The sequence below is a fragment of the Microbacterium sp. CCNWLW41 genome (assembly GCF_037083505.1).
Window position 1 is genome coordinate 288,657 of record NZ_JBAOJP010000004.1, and the last position, 16,252, is coordinate 304,908.

At 72.3% G+C, this 16,252-nt stretch carries 19 protein-coding genes and 1 pseudogene; 8 read left to right on the forward strand and 12 right to left on the reverse strand.

The genetic code is table 11. The features are described 5' to 3' along the window. Positions 1–31: 31 nt before the first annotated feature. The 9 genes from V6R91_RS16535 to nhaA form a co-directional block, all read right to left on the reverse strand. Positions 32–979 (reverse strand): heavy-metal-associated domain-containing protein, encoded by a 948-nt coding sequence (locus V6R91_RS16535; protein ID WP_336396125.1) that lies wholly within the window; start codon positions 977–979, stop codon positions 32–34. Further along, positions 976–1,188 (reverse strand): heavy-metal-associated domain-containing protein, encoded by a 213-nt coding sequence (locus V6R91_RS16540; RefSeq protein WP_336396126.1) that lies wholly within the window; start codon positions 1,186–1,188, stop codon positions 976–978. Before V6R91_RS16540 ends, V6R91_RS16535 begins: the two co-directional genes overlap by 4 nt. Positions 1,189–1,284: 96 nt before the next feature. Continuing rightward, a complete protein-coding gene (locus tag V6R91_RS16545) occupies positions 1,285–1,770 on the reverse strand; it encodes a universal stress protein (protein WP_336396127.1) in 486 nt (161 codons plus the stop codon). Positions 1,771–1,868: 98 nt separating this feature from the next. Next, a complete protein-coding gene (locus V6R91_RS16550; RefSeq protein ID WP_336396128.1) occupies positions 1,869–3,044 on the reverse strand; it encodes a trans-sulfuration enzyme family protein in 1,176 nt (391 codons plus the stop codon). Between the two features lie 170 nt (positions 3,045–3,214). Continuing rightward, complete coding sequence (locus tag V6R91_RS16555) at positions 3,215–3,655, reverse strand: Lrp/AsnC family transcriptional regulator (protein ID WP_336396129.1); 441 nt, start codon at positions 3,653–3,655, stop codon at positions 3,215–3,217. A gap of 33 nt (positions 3,656–3,688) precedes the next feature. After that, positions 3,689–4,033 (reverse strand): DUF202 domain-containing protein, encoded by a 345-nt coding sequence (locus V6R91_RS16560; protein WP_336396130.1) that lies wholly within the window; start codon positions 4,031–4,033, stop codon positions 3,689–3,691. Further along, the gene (locus V6R91_RS16565; RefSeq protein ID WP_336396131.1) at positions 4,030–4,389 is read right to left on the reverse strand and encodes a YidH family protein; all 360 of its coding nucleotides are present in this window, start codon (positions 4,387–4,389) and stop codon (positions 4,030–4,032) included. Before V6R91_RS16565 ends, V6R91_RS16560 begins: the two co-directional genes overlap by 4 nt. After that, a complete protein-coding gene (locus tag V6R91_RS16570; RefSeq protein WP_336396132.1) occupies positions 4,386–5,387 on the reverse strand; it encodes a formylglycine-generating enzyme family protein in 1,002 nt (333 codons plus the stop codon). The genes V6R91_RS16565 and V6R91_RS16570 overlap by 4 nt, the downstream gene beginning before the upstream one ends. A gap of 49 nt (positions 5,388–5,436) precedes the next feature. Further along, positions 5,437–6,654: a Na+/H+ antiporter NhaA gene (gene nhaA, locus V6R91_RS16575; RefSeq protein ID WP_336396133.1), complete on the reverse strand. Its 1,218-nt coding sequence runs from the start codon at positions 6,652–6,654 to the stop codon at positions 5,437–5,439. A gap of 136 nt (positions 6,655–6,790) precedes the next feature. Between nhaA and V6R91_RS16580 the strand changes: the two genes are divergently transcribed. From V6R91_RS16580 to V6R91_RS16595, 4 genes are read left to right on the forward strand one after another with little or no spacing between them, the layout of a single operon-like run. Then, the gene (locus V6R91_RS16580; protein ID WP_271062848.1) at positions 6,791–7,384 is read left to right on the forward strand and encodes a TetR/AcrR family transcriptional regulator; all 594 of its coding nucleotides are present in this window, start codon (positions 6,791–6,793) and stop codon (positions 7,382–7,384) included. A gap of 35 nt (positions 7,385–7,419) precedes the next feature. Then, the gene (locus V6R91_RS16585) at positions 7,420–8,184 is read left to right on the forward strand and encodes a glucose 1-dehydrogenase (RefSeq protein WP_336396134.1); all 765 of its coding nucleotides are present in this window, start codon (positions 7,420–7,422) and stop codon (positions 8,182–8,184) included. A 34-nt stretch (positions 8,185–8,218) separates the two neighbouring features. Continuing rightward, positions 8,219–8,818: a CueP family metal-binding protein gene (locus V6R91_RS16590; RefSeq protein ID WP_336396135.1), complete on the forward strand. Its 600-nt coding sequence runs from the start codon at positions 8,219–8,221 to the stop codon at positions 8,816–8,818. 39 nt (positions 8,819–8,857) lie between these two features. Continuing rightward, positions 8,858–10,888 (forward strand): glycoside hydrolase family 2 protein, encoded by a 2,031-nt coding sequence (locus V6R91_RS16595; RefSeq protein ID WP_336396136.1) that lies wholly within the window; start codon positions 8,858–8,860, stop codon positions 10,886–10,888. Here V6R91_RS16595 and V6R91_RS16600 read toward each other — a convergent pair. Continuing rightward, positions 10,814–11,062 (reverse strand): annotated as a pseudogene (locus V6R91_RS16600) (nuclear transport factor 2 family protein); the annotation flags it as partial. The gene V6R91_RS16595 and the pseudogene V6R91_RS16600 sit on opposite strands and share 75 nt — an antisense overlap. 21 nt (positions 11,063–11,083) lie before the next feature. Beyond that, on the reverse strand, positions 11,084–11,839 hold the full coding sequence (locus V6R91_RS16605) for an SDR family oxidoreductase (protein ID WP_336396137.1): 756 nt from the start codon (positions 11,837–11,839) through the stop codon (positions 11,084–11,086). 63 nt (positions 11,840–11,902) lie between these two features. Between V6R91_RS16605 and V6R91_RS16610 the strand changes: the two genes are divergently transcribed. Continuing rightward, a complete protein-coding gene (locus V6R91_RS16610) occupies positions 11,903–12,586 on the forward strand; it encodes a TetR/AcrR family transcriptional regulator (RefSeq protein WP_336396138.1) in 684 nt (227 codons plus the stop codon). On the opposite strand, the gene aspS is transcribed toward V6R91_RS16610, so the two are convergent. Next, entirely contained in the window at positions 12,583–13,884 is a 1,302-nt protein-coding gene (gene aspS / locus V6R91_RS16615; RefSeq protein ID WP_336396139.1) for an aspartate--tRNA(Asn) ligase, read from the reverse strand. The two genes, V6R91_RS16610 and aspS, sit on opposite strands and share 4 nt — an antisense overlap. Before the next feature lie 268 nt (positions 13,885–14,152). On the opposite strand from aspS, the gene V6R91_RS16620 reads away from it, so the two are divergent. From V6R91_RS16620 to V6R91_RS16630, 3 genes are all read left to right on the forward strand, one after another. Beyond that, complete coding sequence (locus V6R91_RS16620; protein ID WP_271062642.1) at positions 14,153–14,470, forward strand: YciI family protein; 318 nt, start codon at positions 14,153–14,155, stop codon at positions 14,468–14,470. A gap of 51 nt (positions 14,471–14,521) precedes the next feature. Beyond that, a complete protein-coding gene (locus tag V6R91_RS16625; protein ID WP_336396140.1) occupies positions 14,522–15,016 on the forward strand; it encodes a methylated-DNA--[protein]-cysteine S-methyltransferase in 495 nt (164 codons plus the stop codon). A 116-nt stretch (positions 15,017–15,132) separates the two neighbouring features. Further along, positions 15,133–16,233, forward strand: a complete 1,101-nt coding sequence (locus V6R91_RS16630) for a flavin-containing monooxygenase (protein ID WP_336396368.1) — start codon at positions 15,133–15,135, stop codon at positions 16,231–16,233. Positions 16,234–16,252 lie beyond the last annotated feature (19 nt).

A 16,252-nucleotide genomic window follows, 5' to 3' on the forward strand; every position in this document is an offset into this window, starting at 1 on the left:
TCCTTCTCCGTTCTCCGTGGCCGACCAGGGGTCAGTGGCCCTCGGACGGCGAATCGTCGTGTTCTGCCGAGTCGGCGTCCGCGTGCGCGGCATCGAGGACGAACTCGGCGGTGCGGACCTGTCCGTCGATCTGGAAATCGAGGTACAGCAGGTAGCGGCCCGCAGTGGGCGCCGTGGCGGCGAAGCGGATCTCGGGCCCGCCGCTCTGCCCGGCCTCGGGCTCCTGGCCCTCCGGGTGCACGTGCAGGAAGGCGAGGTCGCCCTCCCGCAGCGCGACCAGGTGGCCGAAGGCGCCGAGGTACGGTTCGAGCGTCGTCACCGGCTCCCCGTCGCGGGTGATCTCGATCGAGAGGTCGCCCGGCGTTCCCGCGGTCAGCTCCCCGGTCAGGGTCGCGGTGTACCCGTCGACCTCGTCCGTCCGCTGGGGAGCGGTCTCGACGGGGACGACGTCGCCGCCGACCGTGACGGTGCGCGACAGGGTGACCGGGTCCTCCGCGTCCGCGGGGGTGAAGTCGGCGTACACGCGGTAGGCGCCCGCCTGCTCCCAGGCCCACGGCAGGGACCAGGTCCCGGTGTCGTCGAGCGCGGGGTGGACGTGGCGGAAGCCCTGGCCATCCGTGCGCACGACCATCAGGTGCAGATCCTTGTCGTGCTCTGTCGTGTAGTCGGTCACCGGCTGTCCGTCCGGGTCGAGGACCTGGAAGCTCAGGACGCCGTCCTCGCCGGGCACGGCGGGAGCGTCGATCGGGGAGAGCAGCAGCCCGCCCTGCTCCGCGGACAGGCCGCCGGGCAGGTGCCCGGCGGTCGCGTCGCCCTCGCCGTGTGCGGCGTCGGACGCCGTGCCGTGGGCGTCGGAGGCGCCCTTCTCCCAGGCGGCGACGGCGGAGTCCGGCACGACGACGCCGGCGAGCCCGAAGGCCGCACCGAACGCCGCCGCCACTCCTGCGCCGTAGAGCGCCAGTCGTGCTCCGGCCCTCATGACGAGCGCACCGCCGAGTAGCCGGCGTCCGCGACGGCGGCGAGGATCTGTGCGTCGTCGATCTCCTCCGCGGAGGTGATCACGAGGCGGCCCGTCTGCGCGCTGACCTGGATGTCCTCGACGCCGGCGATCTCGCCGACCTCTTCACGGATCGACAGCTCGCAGTGGCCGCAGGTCATGCCGGTCACCTGGTACTCGGTCGACGTCATCGGAGTCTCCTTCTGCCGGTACCCCGTGCGGGTACGTTCCTCGATGACAACACTATACCCGGGAGGGGTATTCCAGAGAATCCCGGTGCGCATCGATCAGGCCCGGCGGGACTCTCGCCGGGCAGCGGCCACCGCGTCTGACGGAATCACCAGGGTCGGCCGTGTCGCATGGTGCAGGACGTTGGTCGAGGTGCTTCCGAGGAGGGTGGCCTTGACTCCGCGCCGGCCCCGGGAGCCGAGCACGATGAGGGTCGCGTCGTGCTCCTCGGCGGCGTCGATGATGGCCTCGGAGGCCGTCGAGAGGGAGGAGGCCACCATCGGTGTCGCGTCCAGGCCCCGATCGCGTGCGCGCCGCGCTCCTTCGGCCGCGACCTGCTCCGAGGAGTCGAGGGCGGCGGCGTCGAGCCCCTTCAGCTCCTCGATCAGGGGGTGGCCCTGCAGGTGGGCGGCGAAGGCCTCCATGGGCTGGCGGGCGTAGAAGACGATCGCCCCCGAGCCGGGGAAGAGGTCGGCGGCGGCGTCGATCGCGCTCTGCGCGTTGGGTGAGCCGTCGAAGGCGATCAGCAGCTTCTGATTGGACATGGGGTTCTCCTTCGTTCGAATTGCCGGTCGCTCGCGCGTCCGAATACCCCAGGGGGGTATGAAACCGAGGATACCCCCCGCCGGGGGCGTCGGCGCGCCTATCCGGCGTGCACCGCGTCCGCGGCGGCGAGGACGTCCTGCACGAGGTCGTCACTCTCCTCGATGCCGGCGGCCAGCCGGACCAGTCCGAGGGGCACGCCGGCGGCGGCGATCTGCGCGTCGTCGATCATGCCGCGCCACATGGAGGCGGGATGGACGGCGAGGGACTCGGTGCCGCCGAGGCTCGCCGCGCGCCGGAAGTACCGCAGCCGGGACAGGAACGCGTCCGCCGGGGCGTAGCCGCCCGCGAACTCGACGCCGAGCACCCCGCCGAATCCGGACATCTGCGCGGAGGCGAGGGCGTGCTGCGGGTGGTTCGGCACCCCCGGGTAGTGGACCCGGGAGACGGCAGGGTGATCATGCAGCGCTTCGGCGAGGGCGAGGCCGTTCGCGTTGTGCCGCGGCATCCGCAGGGGCAGCGTGCGCATGCCGCGCAGCAGCAGCCAGGCGTCGAACGGACCCAGCGTCGCGCCGGTCAGGACGCCGACGTCCCAGATCCGGTCCAGGATCTCCGCGCGCCCGGCGAGGACCCCGGCGGACACGTCCGAATGCCCGCCGAGGTACTTCGTGGCGCTGTGCCACACGACGTCCGCGCCGTGTTCGGTCGGGCGCTGGTTGACGGGAGTGGCGAAGGTGTTGTCCGCGAGGACGAGCGCGCCGTGCGCGTGTGCGATGTCGGAGACCGCGCGCAGGTCCGTGATCTGCAGCAGCGGGTTGCTCGGCGTCTCCACTAGGACCAGGCGGGTGCGCGGCGTCATCGCACGGGCGAACGCCGCGGTGTCGGTCTGGTCCACCTGGCTGACCTCGACGCCGAAGCGGGGGAGGAGGTTCATCAGGACCGAGGCGGTGCCTCCGTAGGTCGAGCGCTGGCCGATGACGTGGTCGCCGGCCGAGACGAGAGCGAGCACCGCCGTCGTGAGAGCCGCCATCCCGGACGCCGTCACCATGGCGGCCTCGGTGCCTTCGAACTCGGCGACGACCGCGGCGACCTGCGCGTGGTTCGGATTGCCGTACCGGGTGTAGAAGTCGTGTCCGCGCGGGGTCGTGGCCACGGCCGCGAACTCCTCGGCGGAATCCGTCCAGAACGTCGACGTCTGGTAGATCGGTCGTGCCACCGACGGTCCCGGTGCCAGCGGCTCGTCGGCGTGCACGGCGGCGGTGCTGGTGGTGCTCACGGTCGGCTCCCTCTGTCGGTCGGGCGTCCCCTCAGGGTGAGGCAGAGGGTCACGAGAGGCCAAGCGGCGGACGGGACAACGGCAGGACCGTGCGCGCGGAGGGTCTCCGGCGACGGAGACGATGCTCGGCCGCGCAAGGATCCGCCCCCGGCGCCGATGCCGTCGCGGGCTCAGGGGCGCGGCGACAGCGTCTTCATCGTGACGTAGCTGTTGACCGCTCCCACGGCGGGCAGCGACGCCAGCCGCTGGGAGTGGAACCGCTCGTATGCGGCGAGGTCGGGAACCTCGATGTCGAGGAGGTAGTCGTAGTTGCCGGTGACGTGGTGCGCACGGGCGACCTCGGGAAGGGCGGCGACGGCGGCCTCGAACGCGGCGACGTCGGCGTGCGCGTGGCGGGTGAGCCGGACGCCGGCGAACACCCGGAGCGAGCGGCCGATCGCGGCCGGCTCGATGACGGCCCGGTACCCCTGGATCACGCCGGACTCCTCGAGGCGGCGCACGCGGCGCAGGCACGGCGACGGGGTCAGCCCGACCCGTGCGGCGAGCTCGGCGTTGCTGATACGGCCGTCCTCGGCGAGGACCGCGAGGATGCGGCGATCGAGCTCGTCCATAGCGCCATGATAGGAGCCGGGGCGGGGCAGGGGTCAGAGGACGTCCGCGATCAGCAGCGCGACACCCGCGCCGCCCAGGGCGAGCGCCGCCGCCGTGGCGAGCGCCATGGGCCAGGCGGAGTGGGTCAGCGTCCCGCCTCGCGACAACGCGGCGTTGGCCCGCCGGTACCCGGCCGTCGCGGCGACGTAGGCCGCCACCGCGAGTCCGGAGCCGGCGAGACCGATGAGGACTGCGACGAGCCCCAGCGCCTCCGCGGAGAACCGCATCGCCACGAGGCTCCCCACCGCGAACGCCAGGCAGGTCCGTCGCCAGGCGAGCAGGGTCCGCTCGGGCTGGAGACCCGGGTCGTACAGGCCGGGAGCCGGCTCGGCGGTCACAGGAACAGGCCGATGGCGATCAGCGCGACGGCGAGGATCACTCCGACCACGAGGATCGCCCCGATCGGCAGCCCCGGGAGCGGCGCGCTGCGGCGCATGGCCTTCTCGGTCGCCATCCACCCGAACCAGGCCTGCAGGGCTGCCAGAGTGCCGAGCGCCAGGAAGACGGCCGCAGCTCCGATGCGCCATCCGGCCGCTTCCGGGAGGGAGAGGGCTTCGAGGGCGAACGCGGCGGCGTACATGGCGAGGGCCGTACGCAGCCAGGCCAGGAACGTCCGTTCGTTCGCGAGGCTGAACCGCGGGTCCGGCTCCTCGCCGTCGCGGTAGACACGGGAGGGGAAGCGTCGGGTCGTCATGCGGCGGCCTCCTCGGCACGCAGGGAGACGGTGCGGAACCCGGCGTTGCCCATGGAGGAGTCGGGCGTGTTCGAGGACCGTGCCGAGTTGCGGTAGCGGTTGCAGTAGGAGATGTGGCAGAGGTAGCTGCCGCCGCGGAGCACGCGGGAGCCCGCCGTGGGCGGTCCGACCGGATCGACGGCGTCGCCCCGGCGGTAGGCTCGCGGATCGAACCCGTCGGCGCACCATTCCCAGACGTTGCCGACGGTCTGCCACAGGCCGTATCCGTTCGGGGCGAACGTCCGCACAGGCGCCGTGGTCAGGTAGCCATCCTCGGCCGTGTTGATCCGCGGGAAGACTCCCTGCCAGATGTTCGCGCGCCATCCTCCCTCGTCGACCTCGTCGTCGCCCCAGGGGTACTTGGCGCCGTCGAGCCCGCCGCGCGAGGCGTACTCCCACTCGGCCTCTGTGGGCAGGCGGCGTCCGGCCCAGGCGCAGTAGGCTTGGGCGTCGTTCCAGCTCACGTGGGTCACCGGGTGCTCCTCCATGCCCTCGATGTCCGAGAGCCGACCGCCCGGGTGCGCCCAGTCCGCGCCCCGCACCCCCAGCCACCACGGCGTCCCTCCCGCCGGACCCATCACGTCGGACGGCTCGGCGGCGAGGGCGAGGTGGAACACGGCCGAGAACCCGAAGGTCTCGGCCTCGGTCCGGTAGCCGGTGTCCGCGACGAATCGCGCGAACGCCGCGTTGGTGACGCTCGTCTCATCGATGTCGAACCCGGTGACGGTGACGCGGTGCCGCGGGGTCTCGCCGTCGGCGGGGTTCTCGTCTCCCGACGAGTCGCCCATGGTGAACGACCCGGACGGGACCCGCGCCTGGGGGATCGTGTGACGTCCGGACGCCGGGGCGGGCGTCGGAGCGGCGGCGGTCGTGCTCAGGCTGAGGAACGAGGAGCGGCCGGGCGTCCCGCATCCGCACCCGCATCCCGGGTCGGCGGCGGCGTTCGGGGTACGGGTCATCCGCCCATCGTATCGGCGCCCGACGGCCCGGTCGGGGGAACGGGCACCGTCACCGGACGCCGGCCGCGAGGGGCTCGGACGCACGTCGGCGGCGCGCGGCGGCGATGCGCAGGCTGACGGCCGCGGCGGTCGCGGACAGCAGGCTGCCCGCCAGCACCGCCAGCTTGGCGGCATCGGCCGGGCCGGTCTCGTCGAACGAGAGACCGGCGATCAGCAGCGACACGGTGAATCCGATGCCGGTCAGCATCGCGACGGGGACGAGGTCGCGCAGGAGGATCCCGTCCGGGAGACGGAGCGGGGTCGTCCGGGTGACCAGTGCGGTCACGCCGAGGACGCCGAGCAGCTTCCCCGCGAACAGGCCCGCGACGATCGCGATCACGACCGGCTGCGCGACCACTGCGGCGATGCCCTCTCCGTCCACGACGGTGACGCCCGCCGAGAAGAACGCGAACAGGGGCAGTGCGACGCCGGCGGCCCACGGGCGCACGAGGCGCTCATACCGGTGCGTCCTCGTCTCGGTCTCGCCGTGGCGCCGCCGCGCGGGGACGCTCAGCTCCAGCAGCACGCCGGCGATGGTCGCGTGCACGCCGGACTCGTGCATGAAGTACCACGACGCGCCCGCGACCGGGAGGAGCATCCACCAGGAGGCTCGACGGTTGCGTGCGAGGAGGGCGAAGACGACGACGGCCACGAGCGAGAGCGCGAGCGCGACGAGGTCCACGGATCCGGTGTAGAACGCCGCGATGACCACGATCGCGAGGAGGTCGTCGACGACCGCGAGGGTGAGGAGGAAGACGCGGACCGTCCGGGGGAGACCTCGGCCGAAGATCGCGAGCACGGCGAGGGCGAAGGCGATGTCCGTGGCGGTCGGGATCGCCCAGCCGGTGAGGGAGGCGGCATCGTCAGCCAGGAGGACGACGCCGACGAAGACCAGGGCCGGCAGGGCCATCCCGCCCACGGCGGCAAGGACGGGGACGGCCGCCTCGGCGGGGCGGCGGAGCGATCCCGCCACCAGTTCCTGCTTGAGCTCGACCCCGACGACGAAGAAGAACACGGCCAGCAGGCCGTCGGCGGCCCAGGTCGAAAGGGAGAGGTCGAGATGCAGCGCGCCGGGACCGACGACGAACGACGACGCGGCGGCGTAGCTCTCGCGCCAGGGGGAGTTGGCCCAGACGAGCGCGACGGTCGCGGCGGCGACCAGGAGGGCTCCTCCGGTGGTCTCCTTCGTCAGGGCACGGGAAAGACGGGACAGGGGTGCGACGGGCATAGAGCGTCCTCGGTTCGGCGTCCGCCGACGGGTCCGCCGGCTCGAATCGTCGACCAGGCTTCCCGACACACCGCCTACAGACTATCAGGGCCTTTGTGGTAGTGACAGTTACCCGCACAACGAGTACGATGAGAGGATGCCTCGCGCTCGGCTGTCGCCCACCGACCTCTCGGACGTGTCGCGTCGGTGCATCGCCGCCCTGGTCGACGGGGGCGGGGACACGACCACGACCGTCCTCGTGGCGGCCTCCGGTCTGTCCGAGCGCACCTTCTTCCGCTACTTCCCGAGCAAGGCGGACTGCATCCGCCCGGTCCTGGAAGCCGGCTACCGGCGATTCGTGGCCGAGGTCGTCGACCGGCTCGCGGCGGGTTCTGCGGGCACGCTCCTGGACCTCGCGCGTGACGCCTTCGTGAGTGCGTACCGCGCGGACGAGGTGCCCCGGGACGAGCGGTTCGTCCACCTGCTCGTGGAGGTCCCGGCGTATCGCCGCGTCTGGCTCGAGATCAACGAGGACACGGCGCAGGCGCTGGCGGCCGCACTGGCGGAGCGGAGCGGCGCAGGGCCGGACGAGATCGCCCTGCGGTTGACGGCCGACGAGATGACGCTGCTCGCGGTGTCGTCACTGCGCGTCATGGTCCGCTCCGGTCTGTCCGCTGCGGAGGCTGCGGATCTCGTCGTCGCGGAGCGGCGGCACGACCCCCTCGACCGGTCGACGGCGGACGCCGTCTGAGAAGAGGCCGCTGCGGCGGCGGGAAAGGACACATCATGGATCTGAACGGCAAGGTGGTGCTCGTCACCGGCGGGGCGAGCGGACTCGGGGAGGCGTTCTGCCGGGGCATCGTCGCGGCCGGGGGAAGCGTCGTCATCGGGGACATCGCCGAGGAGGGCGGCCAGGAGGTCGCGAGCGACCTGGGGGAGCGGGCGCACTTCGTCCGTCTCGACGTCACCTCCCCGGAGAGCTGGGAGAGCGCGATCGCCGCGACCGAGGAACGGTTCGGCCGCCTCGACGGCTTGGTGAACAATGCGGGGGTCAGCGCGTCGGGAACGCCGGTCGCCGACGAGCCGCTGGAGACCTTCCAGCGCATCATCCAGATCAACCTCGTCGCGGTGCACATGGGCATCCATTTCGCGGTGCCCGCCCTGCGACGTGCCGGCGGCGGATCGATCGTGAACATCTCCTCCGCGGCCGGGCTGTTCGGGCTGGCACTGACGAGTGGATACGGCGCGGCGAAGTGGGGCGTGCGCGGTCTCACGAAGGTGGCCGCCGTCGAGCTCGGGCGCGAGCGGATCCGCGTCAATTCGATCCACCCCGGGATGATCCTCACCCCGATGACGGAGTCCATCGGGCTCACCACCGACGAGGGGGCCTTCCCGAACAACCCGTACCGGCGGGTGGGACGACCGGAGGAGCTCGTCGGCACGGCCGTGCTGCTGCTGTCGGACGCCTCGTCGTACACGACCGGTGCCGAGATCGCCGTCGACGGCGGCTGGACGGCGGGGCCTACGATCGAGTATGTGACGGGCCAGTAGGCCCGGGATCCCCACCCCGAGGAGAGGACCACCCGTGACGACTCCGATCCCGCGACGGCGACGCTGGACCGCTGCCGTGGCCGTCGTGGCCGCTCTGACTCTGGGCGGCTGCGCCGCCGTCCCCTCGGCGGGCGGCCAGGGGCCGGAGCCCGGGGCCGCGCTGCTGGCCGATCACGGGCTGGCGGGCCTCGACGCCGTCGGAGTCGTCGACACGCTCGACGCGTTGCCGGTGGCCGAGCGCTCGACGGAGCTGATGGCATCGGTCCGGCCCGACGCGGTCCTGCTCAGCGACGCCCGGGGGCGGGAGGCCCGTCTGGAGATGCCCGGGGATCAGGTGTACCTCTCCGTGGCGCCGTATCGTTCCCGCACGCACGAGTGCTTCTTCCACAGCCTGACGACGTGCCTGGGCGAGCTCGGCGACACGGAGGTGCACGTGACCGTGACGAGCGTCGACGGCGCCGTCCTGATCGACGAGAGGCGACGGACGTTCGACAACGGCTTCGTCGGCCTGTGGGTCCCGCGCGGGATCGAGGGCACGCTGTCCGTCTCGGCGGACGGACGGACCGGGACGGTGCCGTTCTCGACCCTGTCCGACGCGGACCCGACCTGCATCACGACCCTGCAACTCGCCTGACTCGGCGGGGCACCTCCCCGCACGCGGAACGGAGCGACGATGATGACGACCCCGCCCCCGGCGCCCTCCCCGCTCCGCGCGAGCCGGCTGGAGCCCGCGCGTCCGCGCCCGCAGCTCGTGCGCTCGTCCTTCCTCGAACTCGGCGGCACGTGGGGGTTCGCGTACGACGATGCCGACGAGGGCGTCGCGCGGTCGTGGTTCGACGGTCGTGACCTCGGCGGCGCCATCACCGTGCCCTTCCCGCCGGAGTCCCCGGCTTCGGGCATCGGGGACACCGGCTTCCACCCGGTCGTCTGGTACCGCAGGGAGATCGCGGCGACCGAGATCGCCGCGGCCGGCCACCGCCGGGGGAAACGGCTGCTCCTCCACTTCGGAGCGGTGGACCACACGGCGGAGGTCTGGCTGGACGGGCGACGCGTCGGCGGGCACCGGGGAGGGCACACGCCGTTCACGGTGGACCTCACGGACGCGTGGGAGGACCTTGTCGGCCGCCCCCTCGTCCTCGTCGTCCGCGCCGAGGACGATCCACGGGACTTGTCCCAGCCGCGCGGCAAACAGGACTGGGAACGGGAGCCCCACGAGATCTGGTACCACCGCAGCACGGGGATCTGGCAGCCCGTGTGGATCGAGTCCGTGCCGCCCCAGCACGTGACGGGTCTCCGTTGGAGCACTGACCTGGCCCGGGGGACGGCCACGGCCGAGGTCGCCCTCGCGCGGCGGAGCCCCACGCGGGTGAGGGTCGAGATCACCGGCGACGATCAGCTCCTGGGGGCTGCCACGGCGGAGGCGGACGCGTCGGCGGTCGCCGTGACCGTGCCGCTCGGCCGCCTTCGGGACGGCCCCGCCTCCGAGGACCTACTCTGGCGTCCCGGGGCGCCGACGCTGCTCGATGCGCGCGTGCACGTCGAGACCGGGCAGCAGGAGCCCGACGAGGTGGCGAGCTATCTCGGGCTGCGCTCCGTGGCCTGCGCGGACGGGGCGTTCCTCGTCAACGAACGCCCCGTGGTGCTGCGATCCGTGCTGAGCCAGGGGTACTGGCCCGCGTCGCACCTCGCGGCGCCGGATCCGGACGCGCTGCGCCGGGAGGTCGAGCTGATCCTCGCGCTCGGGTTCACCGCGGTGCGCATGCATCAGAAGGTCGAGGACGAGCGGTTCCTCTATTGGGCGGACCGGTGCGGGCTGATGGTGTGGGCGGAGATGCCCGCCGCGTACCGGTTCGACGACGACGCGATGCGGGCGACGACCGCCGAGTGGACCGAGGCGGTGGTCCGCGACCGGAACCACCCGAGCGTGGTCACCTGGGTGCCGCTGAACGAGAGCTGGGGCGTGCCGGACATCGCGTCCCGTCCGGATCAGCGGGCGTTCGCCGAGTCCCTGTACCTCCTGACGAAGGCGCTGGACCCCACGAGGCCCGTGGTCTCCAACGACGGCTGGGAGCTCGCGGCGTCCGACATCTGGACCGTCCACGACTACGAATCCGAGGGCGATGTCCTGCGCCGACGATACGACGTGGCCGAGGACGAGCTGCGATCGTTCCTCGATGGGATCGGCCCCGCGGGGCGGCGGCTGCGTCTGCCCGGCACATCGGATCACGGCGAGCCGGTGATGCTGACCGAGTTCGGTGGTGTGAAGTGGGACCCCGACGCCTCGGAGCCCGGGGCGTGGGGATACTCGGAGGCAGCGGACGAGGAGGACTTCGCCCGGCGGATCGAGGACATCCTCTCTGCCGTCCGGGCGGCCACCCGCGGCGTCGACGGGCGCCGCGATGGACTCGCGGGGTGGTGCTGGACCCAGCTCGCCGACACCCGGCAGGAGCGCAACGGCCTGCTGACGGGCGACCGCCGGCCGAAGCTGCCCCTCCACCGCCTTCGCGGCATCATCGAGGGGCGCTCCGGCGGGCGATCACCCGCCGGGTCAGCCTTCGCGGATGGTCATCCGGCGGATCCGGTCCCCCTGGAGGTCGAAGGTGAAGGCGGAGCGTCCGTTCGCGTAGGACGAGCTCCAGTCGCCGACGACCGTGACGCGCCCGTCCTCGGCTTCGACGGACTGGACGGCGAGGCGTCCCGCTGAGCCGAGGAACTCCTTGTCGCTCCAGGCCTTGATCTGCGCGCGACCGGTGAACACGCGTCCCCAGTCGTCGACGGAGCCGTCGTCGGTGAACGCGGCGAGGAACGCGTCCTCGTCCTGGCTGTGCACGGCCTCGAAGAACGAGGACACGGGTTCGGGAAGGGTGGGAGTGGTCATGTCGATCTCTTCCTTTCGTTCTCAGCGGGTGGTGTAGCCGCCGTTGGCGAAGATGGTCTGTCCGGTGATCCACCAGCCCTCGGTGGCGAGGAACCGGACGATCGGGGCGACGTCCTCGATCTTGGTCAGCTCGCCGCCCATGGCCTGCGACTTGTGGAACGCGACGCGCTCCGGGGTCTCCTGGCCATAGAAGAACGGGGTGTCCATCGGGCCCGGGGCGATCGCGGTGACGGAGATGCCGCGAGGGGCGAACTCCTTCGCCGCGGCGCGGGTGAAGTGCTCGACCGGGGACTTCCCGCCGGCATAGGTGGAGTAGCCGTCGGTGAACGCGGCGAGGAGCGACGTGACGATCGTGATGATCTTCCCTCCGTCCGCGAGGTTCTTCCCTGCTTCCTGCAGGAAGAAGTATGCCGCCTTCGCGTTGATGTCGAACATCGAGTCGTACTCGTCCTCGGTGGTCTCGACGATGGGCTTGCGCAGGACCTTGCCGACGGTGTTCACCGCCACGTCGATGGTCCCGAGGGCGGCCGCCGCGTCGGCGAACAGGCGGGTCACGTTCGCGGGGACGGTGAGGTCGCCCTGCAGGATGACGCCCGTGCGGCCGGCGGCCTCGACGGTCGCGAGGGTCTGCTCGGCGTCGGCCCGGGTGCTCTCGGAGTTGTAGTGGATCGCGACATCGGCGCCGGCGTCGGCGGCCTGCCGGGCGATCAGCCCGCCCAGGTTCTTCGCGCCGCCCGCGATGAGCACGTTCTTCCCGGAGAGGGTGTGGTCGGCCATGGATGCCTCCTATAGCAATGGAATGGAATCGTGTAGTGATGCTACACGAGGTAATGTAGCAGCATGACAGCGTCGAGTGGAAGCGATACACGAGAGCGCCTCATCCGGGCCGCCGCGGATCTCATCGCGGCCGCTCCCGGCGAGGATTTCTCGCTGCGTGCGGTCTGTGACGCGGTGGGCGTCAAGATGCCGACGCTGTATCACTTCTTCGGCTCGAAGCAGGGGCTGATCGACGCCGTCGTGGAGCGCGGCTTCGATCTGTACCTCGGCGAGAAGGCCGCGATGGAGTCGACGGGCGACCCGATCCAGGACATCCGTGCGGGGTGGGATGCGCACGTCGCCTTCGGTCTCGCGCATCCCGGCTTCTACACGCTCATGTACGGAAAGGTGCGCCCGGGGCATTCGCCGGCGCCGCAGGCCAGGGCGAGCGAGATCCTCCGAGGGCTCACCGGGCGCGCCGCGGCGCAGGGACGGCTCGTGACCACGCCGGAGCGGGCGGCCGCCCACGTGCTCGTGGCGAACATCGGCGTGACCCTCCGCCAGATCGTGCTGGCCGAGCCCGATCCGGACCTGTCCGCCGAGGTGCGCGAGGGCGTCCTCGCGGCGATCACCGGGACGGCCTCCGGGCGCGACGACGCTCTCGCGGCGGCGATCGAGATCGCCGCCGCGAGTCCCGGTGTCCTCGGCGCTGCGGAGACGGCGCTGCTCATCGAGTGGCTGCGCCGCCTGGGGGCCGCGGAGGGCTAAGGCGTCAGACGGTGCAGGTCCCGCGGGTACAGGGTGACCTCGCGGACGTTGGCGGCTCCGATCACGCGTGCGACCCAGCGTTCGAGCCCGATCGCGAACCCGCCGTGGGGCGGCATCCCGTGCGCGAAGGCCGAGAGATACTCGGCGTGGTCCTCGGGACGTTCGCCCTTGGCACGAAGGGCGCTGGCGTAGTCGTCGTACCGGTGCCGGCGCTGCCCGCCCGTGACGAGCTCGATGCCTCGGAAGAGCAGGTCGAAGCTGTTGCTCCAGCGCGGGTCGTCCGGCTGGGGATGGGTGTAGAAGGGCCGTTTCGCCATCGGATAGCCCTCGACCGCGAGGAAGTCGCTGCCGTGCTCCGAGCGGGCCCAGGCGCCGAGCGCGCGTTCGTGCTCGGGCGCGAGGTCGGGCTCGTCGGCCGGCGCGCCGACGAGCCGGAGCGCGTCCCGGAAGTGGATCGTCGGGATCTCGTCCGGGACGACGGGCAGGTCGGGGGAGAGCACCGCCACCGCCTCCTCGGCGGACCGGCCGATCTCCGTGACCATCCCGTCGAGCACGTCGCGCAGGCAGCGCAGGACGTCGCGATGGTCGTCGATGAACCCGAGCTCCGCGTCGAGGGACCGGTACTCGGCGAGATGGCGGACCGTGTCGTGGGGTTCGGCGCGGAACACCGCGCCCACCTCGTACACCCGCTCGAACACGCCCACGAGCTGCTGCTTGAAGAACTGAGGGCTCTGAGCCAGGAACGCCGGCCGGCCGAAGTAGTCCACGGGAAACACGTCCGCCCCCGACTCGGTGGCGGACCCGACGAGCTTCGGCGTGTGCACCTCCCGGAAGCCCTGACGGTCGAGGGTGTCCCGGAAGCCCCGGAGACTGGCCGCGGCGATCTCCCAGGCGGCGCGGCGGCTCCGGTGCCTCAGCGAGACCGGGGCGTGGTCGAGGATCGCGGCGAGGCCCGCGCCGAGGGACGGGCGCCACAGCTCGAACGGGGGAGTGCGGGCCGGATCGGAGAGCAGGTCGATGCGGGGCGCGGTCACCTCGACGCCGCCGGGGGCGTTCGGGTTCGGTGTCGCGATCCCGGTGACCCGGACCGGCGTCTCCTCCGGCGGGACGTCGGTGCGGCCCGCCTCGTCGGCGCGCAGGACCACCTGCGCCGTTCCCGAGCGGTCGCGCACAACGAGGAAGGTCACGGCGGACAGGGAACGTCGGCGAAGGACGTGACCCAGCAGGGTCACCGTCGTGCCGGGGGCGGCTTCGGGCAGGTGCGCGGCGAGGACGCGGGGGACGGGTGGTATCGACATTCTTCCTCCAGATGCGGGAAGCCCTGGAGGTGCGGGCGGGGGCCAGATCGCGGTGCCACCACACCTTCGCCGGCGAGCGCCGGCCTCTCGTCGGTACGCCGGGACGCGCGGGGGACGGGTGCCGGGGATCCGGCGCGAGGGTCGTCACTCCTCACGTCCGCCGCGGACCACGATACCCGTCCCGGCGGCGTGCTGCGCCCGCGCGGTGCCGGCGGGACGCGAGTGCGGGCGGGGTGCGAGTGTCGGTGGGGCGTGCCAGACTGCGGCGATGAACGAGTCGACGACGACGCACGTCTGGGTGGTCCGATCCGAAGCGGGAGCGGACCGCGACCTCCGCATCCCCATGCGGCAGCAGCCGTGGTGGGACGACCACGCCGCCTTCATCAACGCGCTCGTGGACGAGGGGGACGTCCTCCTCGGCGGGGCGCTGCCCGACGAGGGCGGCGCCGTTCTCGTGATGCGCGCCCCCGACGAGGAGACGATCCGGCGACGTCTGTCGAACGACCCCTGGTACGTTCACCGGATCCTCCGCCTCGCCCAGGTCTCGCGCTGGGACGTCCTCATCGACGAGTGGCCGCGGAGCTGAACACCGTGAGGCGTCGGCGCCCGGTGTCGGTGCCCGGACTAGCCTCTTCGCATGACCTCGTTCGGCCGCATCGACACACCCGTGGGAGTCCTGGGCGTGCTGTCCGACGGGCGGGCCGTCACCGCGGTCGGATGGCGGACGACGGCGCCTCCCGAGGTCGACGCGCGGCCCGACGAGGTGCTCGTGGCGGCGCTGCGGCAGCTCGACGAGTACTTCGCCGGGATGCGCCGTGCGTTCGATGTGCCGATCGATCTGGGCGAGCGTTCGGAGGCGGTGCGGGCGGTGCTCACCACCCTGTTCACGACGGTGGGCTACGGCGAGTCGCTCACGTACGGCGAGCTCGCCGCCCGGAGCGGGACGGGCGTCCCCGCACGAGCGATCGGCGCCGTCATGGGGTCCAATCCGATCCCGATCATCGTGCCGTGCCACCGGGTGCTCGCCAGCGACGGGCTGGGCGGGTACTCCGGCGGAGAACACGGCAACGGCCTGGTGACCAAGCGCTGGCTGCTGGAGAAGGAGGGGGCTCTGCCCGCCGCGCTGTTCTGACCATCCCGTCCGGACCCGCTTCTGACCAGCGTGTCCCGACCGTGTCGACGTGGCCGTCCATGCTGTACGCCGGGGGCCACTGGAACAACGGCATGGCGCGCGGCGTTGTCCTCGCCGTGGACATCCTTCCGAGCATCGTCATCGGCGCAGGCCAGGCCGGGCTGTCCGCGTCGTACCATCTGCGCCGTCTGGGGATCGCACACGTGGTCCTCGACGCCGACGACGCGCCGGGCGGCGCATGGCGTCACCGCTGGGACGCGCTGACGATGCGGGACGTCCATCGGGTCGCCGAGCTTCCGGGCGACACCCCGCCGGTCCACGACGACCGTCGGGCGAACGAGGCGATCCCTGCGCTGTTCGCGGCGTACGAGGAGGCCAACGAGCTGCCCGTGATCCGACCCGTCGCCGTCGAGAGGGTGGAGGACGAGGAGGGGATCCTGCTCGTGCGCGCCGACGTCGGAGAGTGGCGCTCGCGCACCCTCGTCAATGCCACGGGGACGTGGACGCAGCCCTTCCTGCCGCACTACCCGGGGATGGAGACCTTCCTCGGGGAGCAGTTCCACACCGTCGACTATCCCGGGCCCGAGCACTTCCGCGGTCGCCGGGTGCTCGTGGTGGGCGGCGGGGCGTCGGCCGTGCAGTTCCTCGGTGCGCTCGCCCCGATCGCGGACACGCTGTGGGCGACGCGTCGCGAGCCGGTGTGGCGCACAGACGACTTCACCCCGGAGGCGGGCGCCGCCGCGGTGGCCCTCGTCGAGCAGCGGGTGGCGCAGGGCCTTCCTCCGCAGAGCGTCGTCAGCGTGACCGGGCTCGCGTTGCGGGAGCAGGAGCGCGAAGCCGCGCGGCTCGGCGCCTATGCCGCGCGGCGTCCGATGTTCTCCCGCATCGAGCCCGACGGCGTCCGGTGGGCGGACGGATCGTTCGAGCCCGTGGACGCGATCCTCTGGGCGACCGGGTTCCGCCCCGCCGTCAGCCACCTCGCGCCGCTGCGCCTTCGGAGCGCCGCGGGCGGCATCCAGCTCGATCGGGCGGGACGGGGAACGCAGGCCGTGCGGGACGCGCGCATCCAGCTCGTGGGGTACGGCCCCTCGGCGAGCACGATCGGCGCCAACCGCGCCGGCCGCACGGCGGCGCGGGGCGTGCAGAGGTACCTGGCCTCCGACGCCGCGAGAGAGCGAACGCGATCGACGCAGCCGGTCGGTGTCACGGACCTGTGACCGGGAGGGACGAGCGACG

Bases quoted from the DNA above. Each gene is read 5' to 3' on its own strand.
- V6R91_RS16535 (WP_336396125.1), bottom strand. From the start codon at position 979: ATGAGGGCCGGAGCACGACTGGCGCTCTACGGCGCAGGAGTGGCGGCG.
- V6R91_RS16540 (WP_336396126.1), bottom strand. From the start codon at position 1,188: ATGACGTCGACCGAGTACCAGGTGACCGGCATGACCTGCGGCCACTGC.
- V6R91_RS16545 (WP_336396127.1), bottom strand. From the start codon at position 1,770: ATGTCCAATCAGAAGCTGCTGATCGCCTTCGACGGCTCACCCAACGCG.
- V6R91_RS16555 (WP_336396129.1), bottom strand. From the start codon at position 3,655: ATGGACGAGCTCGATCGCCGCATCCTCGCGGTCCTCGCCGAGGACGGC.
- V6R91_RS16565 (WP_336396131.1), bottom strand. From the start codon at position 4,389: ATGACGACCCGACGCTTCCCCTCCCGTGTCTACCGCGACGGCGAGGAG.
- V6R91_RS16570 (WP_336396132.1), bottom strand. From the start codon at position 5,387: ATGACCCGTACCCCGAACGCCGCCGCCGACCCGGGATGCGGGTGCGGA.
- nhaA (WP_336396133.1), bottom strand. From the start codon at position 6,654: ATGCCCGTCGCACCCCTGTCCCGTCTTTCCCGTGCCCTGACGAAGGAG.
- V6R91_RS16580 (WP_271062848.1), top strand. From the start codon at position 6,791: ATGCCTCGCGCTCGGCTGTCGCCCACCGACCTCTCGGACGTGTCGCGT.
- V6R91_RS16585 (WP_336396134.1), top strand. From the start codon at position 7,420: ATGGATCTGAACGGCAAGGTGGTGCTCGTCACCGGCGGGGCGAGCGGA.
- V6R91_RS16595 (WP_336396136.1), top strand. From the start codon at position 8,858: ATGATGACGACCCCGCCCCCGGCGCCCTCCCCGCTCCGCGCGAGCCGG.
- V6R91_RS16605 (WP_336396137.1), bottom strand. From the start codon at position 11,839: ATGGCCGACCACACCCTCTCCGGGAAGAACGTGCTCATCGCGGGCGGC.
- V6R91_RS16610 (WP_336396138.1), top strand. From the start codon at position 11,903: ATGACAGCGTCGAGTGGAAGCGATACACGAGAGCGCCTCATCCGGGCC.
- aspS (WP_336396139.1), bottom strand. From the start codon at position 13,884: ATGTCGATACCACCCGTCCCCCGCGTCCTCGCCGCGCACCTGCCCGAA.
- V6R91_RS16620 (WP_271062642.1), top strand. From the start codon at position 14,153: ATGAACGAGTCGACGACGACGCACGTCTGGGTGGTCCGATCCGAAGCG.
- V6R91_RS16625 (WP_336396140.1), top strand. From the start codon at position 14,522: ATGACCTCGTTCGGCCGCATCGACACACCCGTGGGAGTCCTGGGCGTG.